Consider the following 7,411-nt stretch of genomic DNA (forward strand, 5'->3'; position numbering starts at 1 on the left):
GATCGACCCTTCGCAGGGCCGCCGCGGCGTCGCGCCGCCGCGCTGTGCTAGCATCGTTCGCAGGTGTCCCGAAAGCGGTCGTCACGACCGGCTATCGAAGTCAGGAGGAGTGCATGAGCGGGGTTTACGAAGGGCTCACGGTGGTCGAACTGGGCGATCGCCGCAACCAGTGGGCGGGCAAGCTGCTCGCGGACGGGGGCGCGCGCGTGATCCAGATCGAGCCCATCGACGGCAGTGCCGGCCGCTGGTGCGGCCCCTTCGTCGACGACAAGCCCGATCCCGATCGTTGCCTGGACTACTGGTGGAATAACACGGGCAAAGAGAGCGTCGCCCTCGATATCATGCGTAAGCCCGGCCAGGATCTCCTGAAGAAGCTACTCGCGCGCGTCGACGTTTTCCTGGAGAGCACGCCGCCCGGGACCCTGGCGGAGCTCGGCCTGGACTATGGGTCCTTCCCGGAAAACAGGACGCTTATCTATACCTCGCTCACCGACTTCGGGCAGGACGGGCCCTGGCGCGATTTGCAGATGAACGCCGCCGCCCATCTCGCCCTCGGCGGCCAGATGTCCAGCAGCGGCTATTCGGATCCTCTGACGACGCCGATCGGCGGACAGGGGAATCACGCCTGGCACATGGGATGCGCCTTCGCGCTGCACGGCATCACCGTCGCGCTTTTCGACCGGCTGACCTCCGGCGAAGGCCAGTACATCGACGTCTCCATCCACGACGCCTGCTCGATCGGTACCGAAGCCGCAGTGCCGCAGTGGATGTACTACGGCCAGACGATGTACCGCCAGACCGGCATGCACGCCAATCCGAAACGCCAGCCTCGCCTGCAGCTTCCCACCGCGGACGGCAAGTACATGATCGCCGTGATGCAGAACTTCGGTCCGCGTGTCTGGGAGCGTCTGATCAAGTGGATGGACGAGAAGGGCGTGACGGGCGAGCTGCACGACGCAAGCTACCAGGACGAGGCGTTCCGCATGTCCGAGTACCGGACGGGCAGCATCATACGTGACGCCATCGCGCGTCTCATCGCCGCCAGCGATGGTGAAGCGTGCTTCCATCGCGCGCAGTCTTACGGCATCTCGTGGGGCCTCGTGCACGCCGCCGAAGAGAATTACGACATCCCGCACTACCATAGCCGCAACTACTGGCGCTCGATCGAGCATCCGGAGATCGGCCGCGTCATTCCGTATCCGCGCGGGCCGTTCGCGTGCGATGCGATTGGAATCGAGCCCCGGCGCCGCGCACCTCTGCTCGGCGAGCACACGCGCCAGGTGCTGCAGCAGGACCTCGGCCTCTCCGAGGAGGACATTGCATCACTGACCGCTGCGGGAGCGGTTCGATGAGCCCGCGATCTCCTGCGCGTCCGGGCGTCCTTTCCGGCGTCCGCGTTCTCGATTTCACGTGGAAGACCGTGGGGCCGTGGGCACCTCGCCTGCTCACGCATTACGGCGCCGAGGTCATCCACGTCGAGCGCGCCGGCGGCTATGACGATCATCGCTACAATGCGACGCCGAGCATCGTCAGCGACGAGCCGCAGGCGGCCCAATTGCCGGGCACGAAAAAGGTCTACTCGGATCCTCAGTTCAACACGCTCCGCGACGAGACGCCGGCCGCTCAGGCCGCGGGGGAGAAGAAGCTCTACGCCGCGCCGTATTTCAATACGCTGCATCACGGCAAGCTCGCGATCAGCCTCAACACGAAGCTTCCGGAAGGGATCGGAATCGTCGAGCGCCTCATCGCTGTCTGCGATGCGCTGGTAGAGAACTTCAGCGCCGAAGTGCTGCCGAGCTGGGGACTGACATGGGAGCGTATCCACCAGTTGAACCCGCGGCTCGTGTACATGAGCGCTTCGGGCTTCGGGCACAGCGGCGAGTGGAAGGGCTATCGCAGCTTCGGTCCGACGGCCGCGGCACAGTCGGGCCTCTCGCTGGCTTCCGGTCTGCCGGGCAAGCCGCCGGCCGGCTGGGGGTTTTCGTATCTGGATGTCATGGGCGGATGGATGGGTGGCCTCGCGCTCATCCAGGGACTGCTGGAGGCGAAGAAGACGGGCAAGGGCTTCTACATCGACTATTCGGTCACCGAGGGTGCGATGTCGATGCTCGGAACCTACATGCTCGACTACCAGGTCAACGGCCGGCGCACGCGGCGGCCGGATTTCCCGCCGGGGAATCGCTCGATCTTTCCCGCGCTCGCGCCGCACAACACGTACCGCTGTGCGGGCAGGGACCGCAACGGGCAGGCCTGGTGGGTCTTCGTCGCCTGCGAGACGCAGCAGCAGTTCGAATCGCTGTGCAGACTCATGGGCCGGCCGGATCTGCTGCTGGACCCGAAGTTCGCCACCAACGAAGCGCGCGTGGCGAACCAGGACGAGCTCGATGCCATCGTCGGCCACTGGACGCGCCCAAGGCGGCGCTACGACATCATGCACAAGTGCCAGGCCGCGGGCATCGTCGCCGCCGTGGTGCAAAGCGCGGAGGACCGCGTCGAGTACGACCCGCAACTGCACCACCGCGAAATGCACCCGATCACCCATCACCCGGAGTTGGGCGACGTTTGCAACGAAGGGTATCCGGTGAAGATGTCGCGCACGAAGGCGTTCGTACACGGGCGTGCGCCGACGCTCGCCGAGCACAACCAGTACGTGTACGGCGAGCTGCTGAGCATGAGCGAGACGGAGATTACATCGCTGCGCGAACGCGGGGTGATTTAGCACACCACCTCGCCTGCTCGCGCAGGCACCCCTCCTTGGAAAGGAGGGGAAAACATACTGCCCTCCTCGCCGAGGAGGGCGCGATGCGACGGAGTCGCAGAGGGGTGGTCATATGGTGGAAAGCTTCGATCGCAAGCGCCTCGCGCCGCTCAAGGACACCGTGGCAGTCGTCGGCGTGGGCGAGACCGACTATGGCGCCGACTACCGCGGCAGCGGCGGCAAGGCGGTAGCCAAGGGCGAGGCGCGCTACGATTCCTACACGCTCGCCTCGCGTGCGCTCAAGCGCGCGCTCGACGATGCGGGATTGAACAAGGACGAGATCGATGGCCTCTGCACGGGGCCGACCTTGTCGGGCGAGCGCGCGAGCGAGCTCTGGGGGCTGAACCCGCGCTGGAGCGGCAGCGGCGATGCGGCCCAGTGCATCATCGAAGCGGCCATGGCCATCAACTGCGGCCTGTGCACGACCGTCGCGCTGGTATACGGCAATGCTCAGCGCTCGATGGACACGGCCTACGGCGGCGCACGCGTCACGGGCGGCGGCATCACGTCCTACTTCTACTACGCGCCCTGGGGCATGACCTCGCAAGGCGCGCTGTATGCCCTCTTCTTCCAGCGCCACAAGCTGCTCTACGGCACTACCGACGAGCAGCTCGGCTCCATCGCAGTGGCGTTCCGCAAGCACGCGTGCATGAATCCGAACGCGGTGATGCAGAAGCCGCTCTCGCTCGACGACTACATGAAAGCCCCCTACGTCGCGGAGCCGCTGCGCCTGTTCGACTACTGTCTCATCAACGACGGCGGGGTGGCGATCATCCTGCGCCGCGCCGACATGGCCAAGGCTTTGAAACATCCGCCCGTCATGGTGAGCGGATTCGGCTGGTCGGAAGAAAACGTCGATGCCACGCAGCTGCGGCCGCGCCTGAAGGATTTCTACCACACGGCGCACCGCGGCGTGGCCGCGCAGGTCTATCCGATGGCAGGCGTCACCCCCAGGGACGTCGACGTCTTCGCCACCTACGACAGTTTCAGCGTCCATCTGCTCGCTTCGCTCGAAGGCTTCGGCTTCTGCAAGGAAGGCGAAGGCGGCGCCTTCGTCCAGAACGGCCGCATCGAGATCGGCGGCGAGTTGCCTTGCAACACCAGCGGCGGCATGCTTTCCGAGAGCTACATGCAGAGCTGGAATCACCAGCCCGAACTCGTGCGTCAGCTGCGCGGCGGCCTGGGAGCGCGTCAGGTTCAAGGGGCGGCGGTGGCGCAATACGTGCACGATGTCGCGGGCAAGTGCAAGAGCATCATTTATACGAGGGGGGGCTGAGCGATGGCCACGGCGCGACCGATCCGCTCGATGGACCCGTATGCGGAGCAGTTCTGGGCGTTCACGCAGAAGAAAGAGCTACGCCTGCAGCAGTGCTCGGATTGCAGCAAGTTTCGCTGGCCACCTGGGCCCACGTGCGACAAGTGTCTTTCCGATGCATTCGAGTGGGCCGCCATCGCTGGCCGCGGCAAGGTGCTTTCGTGGACCACGTTTCGCCGCAAGTACTTCGAGGAGTATCCGGCGCCGCACACTGCGTTCGTGCTCGAGTTGGACGAAGGGCCACTGTTCGTTTCCTACCCGGTCGATCTCGATCCGGCGGATCTGCGCGAGGGTATGGTGGTATCGCTGCGCTGGACGGACGGCGAAGACAAGTTCGGCAGCTACAACCTGCCCGTGTTCGGACCGCCGTCGCCGTAACCGGTGGCCGGCCCGTCGTCGAACACAACCGAGTGCGGAGAGCGATCGCCGGAGGCGAGCACAAGGCGTACGTAATCGCGCCGAGCAGGGCGATATTCATCGAACACGACGGCCGGCACTCAAGCGGCCGCTTCGAGAATCTTCAGGATTTGTTCGGGCGAAGTGATCCTGACCGGATTCGTGTGCAGCCACTTGTCGTGCATGGCAGTGGTTGCAATCGACGCGAATCGATCCGGGCCGATGCCGACATCCGCCAGGCGTCCCGGCAGTCCCAGCTCGGCGACGAAGCTCGTCAGCACGTCGGCCGCATCTTCGCCAGGATGGCCGAGCGCTGCTGCGACGAGGCGCTGGCGCTCGGCGCTGGCGGCGCGGTTGTAGCGCAGCACGTGCGGCAGCATTACGCACGAGGTGTAGCCGTGCGGCACGCCGCAGGAGCCGCCGAGCACATGGCCGATCGCGTGGCTGGCACCCATCTCGACTCCGCCGTGACGCCCGGCAATCGCAAGCCAGATGCCGTAGAAGCTTTCGAGGCGCGCATCCAGGTTCGACGGATCGCGCTTCGTTTCCCGCAACGACCGTCCCAGCAGCCGCAAGGCCTGCTGGTACATGCCGTCGCTGATCGGGTTGAAGAGCGGAGAGCACAAGCCCTCGGCGGCATGGTCGATCGCACGCACGCCGCTGGAGAGCCAGACCCACAGCGGCGTGTGCACGGTTGGCGCCGGATCGAAGATGACCACGCGCGGAATCGCCTGCGGGTTCGCATGGCTGAACTTTCGCTTGACGCGCTCGTCGGTGGCGCCGCCCCCGGTGGTCAGCTCGCCCGCCGAAAGCGTGGTCGGTATGGCGACCTGGGGAATGCGCGGCCCCTCGTACTTTTGCGTGGCGTGCGTGCCGTCGGCGTGCACGATGACGCGAAACCGATCGAACCCGTCCACATCGCGGATGTCGTGGTGCAGGGCCAGCCGGACGACCTTGCCGGCCTCGGTCACCGAGCCGCCGCCGAAGGTTACGACCATGTCCGCGCCTGCCGAGCGTGCCAGCTGTGCCGCTTCCAGCACGGCCGAACGCGGCGTGAAGGGCGGGATCTTGTCGTAGGTACCGGCGTAGCGCTCTCCGAGTGCCGCCCGAACCTTTTCCACTTCGTCGGTGCTGCGATTCATCGTGCCGCTGACGACCAGGAACACGCGCTTGGCGCCGATGCGCTCGACCTCGGTGGCCAGCGCCTGCGCGGCCGGCTTGCCGTAGACCACGCGTTCCAGCCCCGGAAAATCGAATATGGCTTCTTTCATGCGATCCTCACTTGGCATCCGCATCGACGCGGAGTACGAATGTTTGCACCGGTTCAAGTCCTCGCGCCAATGAACCTTTCACGCATCGGTCGCGACTCGTCCGCATTCAGTCATGAATCGGTCGCGACTCGTCCACATTCCGGCGCGTATCCCGCGAGCGCATGGACCGCATGTCGGCGGAGATGGTTCCGATTTCCCCTCCTGCCAGGAGTGCATGGACCGCAAGTAGGCGGAGATGGGTTCCGACTTCCCCTCCTGTCAAGGAGGGGCGGGACGCGACAATGTCGCGGACGGGGTGGTGAACCTGGATGTCATCACGAGAGCCCGCAAACCGGGCGTCTGCCCGCGGCTCGAAGAGCGGCTGCGACTCGAGAACGTGGTGCAGAAGTGTGCCATTCTTCAAGCCTGCCCATCCGCGCCTTTGAACTGTAGAGACCTCGTGTCCAACGAGCAATGATCCGAGGCGGCGAGGAAGATCCTCGTCAATCAGAATTCGCATCCGATACGAGCGCAGCCCGTGCCTCCTTAAGAACGGCGATCGCCAGCTCGCGGCTCACGGAAGGAAAGTCGTCCAAAAATGCCTCCAAGGATTCCCCGTTTTCCAGGTGGTCAAAGAGCGTTTTCACCGGAACGCGCGTTCCGGCGAAAACCGGCGTGCCGCTGTGAATTTCGGGATCGATAGTAATCAGTTGCGACTTCATGGTCTCTTGCTCCGAAGCGCAATCCACGATTTATTGATCGTTCCGTATTGGACGACAGTCCAATACGGACGCGACGCTCCCCTCTCCCCCCGGGAGAGGGGTTGGGGGTGAGGGACGGGCGTGACATGAAATAGGGAACGCTCGATAGTATACCCCTGTGCCGTTGCTCGGCGCTTGACGACGCCATTGACCGGCCGTATCAGCAAGCGAAGCGCGCTGGCATAGGTCCGCCTCGAATGGTAGGTGTACGCGTCATGGCGAGCCTGACCGGGTACCTTGACCGAAAGCTGAAGCTTCCGGTCAACGAGCACAAGAGCCGGGTGGCATCGATGAGCAACGCGGCTTTCTCGGATTCGAGTTTCACCGTGGAAAGCTTCGCTGGTCGGTGCGCGCGCTCGAGGACTTCAAGCACAACGTCCGGAGGCTCACGGGCCGCAGCTGGGGGGTCTGAAAGGCTACGCCTGAAGATCGTCGCGTGCTTCGCTCTGGTGAACCGCCCGGTGCGGACCCGCATGCCGGGTGGTGTGGGAGGGGCGGGCTAAAAGCCCGCCTCGACCCGATTAGGTCACAGTAACCTACGCTGGCTGAGCCAGTGGAACCAGAATTTCGATGGATTCGAACGGCACGTTGATCGTACTGTCTTCGGAACGCTCTACTAGACCGAGTTCTTCGAGGCGTGCAATATCAGCGTGCACGTTGGAATAGTTGCGCTCCGATGCCTTAGCGAGCGCGTAGACACTACAAGGACCTACACGACGCAACACCTCTAGCAAGTCTAAGCGCGCAGGCGTAAGGTCGGCAAAGAGCGAACGCGCGGATTCGAAACTCAAATGAAAATCTGGTGATCGGCCCTGCCGCGCGCGGTTAGCACTCTTACCGCAAATCTCGCTCAATGTGATGAAGATAAGCATAGTCGCGAAGACGCTCAGGAATACTGCTGCCACGCCGAATGGGAACAAGGTCAAACTTA

At 64.2% G+C, this 7,411-nt stretch carries 7 protein-coding genes; 4 read left to right on the forward strand and 3 right to left on the reverse strand.

Annotated elements, in window-relative coordinates; genetic code table 11:
- Positions 1 to 113: 113 nt before the first annotated feature.
- The 4 genes from GEV05_19110 (at position 114) to GEV05_19125 (ending at position 4,451) form a co-directional block, all read left to right on the forward strand.
- Positions 114 to 1,352: a hypothetical protein gene (locus GEV05_19110; protein MPZ45457.1), complete on the forward strand. Its 1,239-nt coding sequence runs from the start codon at positions 114 to 116 to the stop codon at positions 1,350 to 1,352.
- A complete protein-coding gene (locus tag GEV05_19115) occupies positions 1,349 to 2,719 on the forward strand; it encodes a hypothetical protein (protein ID MPZ45458.1) in 1,371 nt (456 codons plus the stop codon). Before GEV05_19110 ends, GEV05_19115 begins: the two co-directional genes overlap by 4 nt.
- A gap of 112 nt (positions 2,720 to 2,831) precedes the next feature.
- Positions 2,832 to 4,034 (forward strand): thiolase family protein, encoded by a 1,203-nt coding sequence (locus GEV05_19120; GenBank protein MPZ45459.1) that lies wholly within the window; start codon positions 2,832 to 2,834, stop codon positions 4,032 to 4,034.
- Positions 4,035 to 4,037: 3 nt separating this feature from the next.
- Positions 4,038 to 4,451 carry a hypothetical protein gene (locus GEV05_19125; GenBank protein MPZ45460.1) on the forward strand — a complete coding sequence of 138 codons (414 nt, stop codon included), beginning with the start codon at positions 4,038 to 4,040 and terminating at the stop codon, positions 4,449 to 4,451.
- A 119-nt stretch (positions 4,452 to 4,570) separates the two neighbouring features.
- Here GEV05_19125 and GEV05_19130 read toward each other — a convergent pair whose 3' ends face one another.
- The 3 genes from GEV05_19130 to GEV05_19140 all read right to left on the reverse strand — a co-directional run bounded on the left by GEV05_19130 (position 4,571) and on the right by GEV05_19140 (position 7,352).
- Positions 4,571 to 5,740 (reverse strand): iron-containing alcohol dehydrogenase, encoded by a 1,170-nt coding sequence (locus GEV05_19130; GenBank protein ID MPZ45461.1) that lies wholly within the window; start codon positions 5,738 to 5,740, stop codon positions 4,571 to 4,573.
- 482 nt (positions 5,741 to 6,222) lie between these two features.
- Positions 6,223 to 6,441, reverse strand: a complete 219-nt coding sequence (locus GEV05_19135; GenBank protein ID MPZ45462.1) for a DUF433 domain-containing protein — start codon at positions 6,439 to 6,441, stop codon at positions 6,223 to 6,225.
- 575 nt (positions 6,442 to 7,016) lie between these two features.
- The gene (locus GEV05_19140; GenBank protein ID MPZ45463.1) at positions 7,017 to 7,352 is read right to left on the reverse strand and encodes a MarR family transcriptional regulator; all 336 of its coding nucleotides are present in this window, start codon (positions 7,350 to 7,352) and stop codon (positions 7,017 to 7,019) included.
- Between the last annotated feature and the right edge of the window lie 59 nt (positions 7,353 to 7,411).

The organism is Betaproteobacteria bacterium (assembly GCA_009377585.1).
Classification (GTDB): Bacteria; Pseudomonadota; Gammaproteobacteria; order Burkholderiales; family WYBJ01; genus WYBJ01.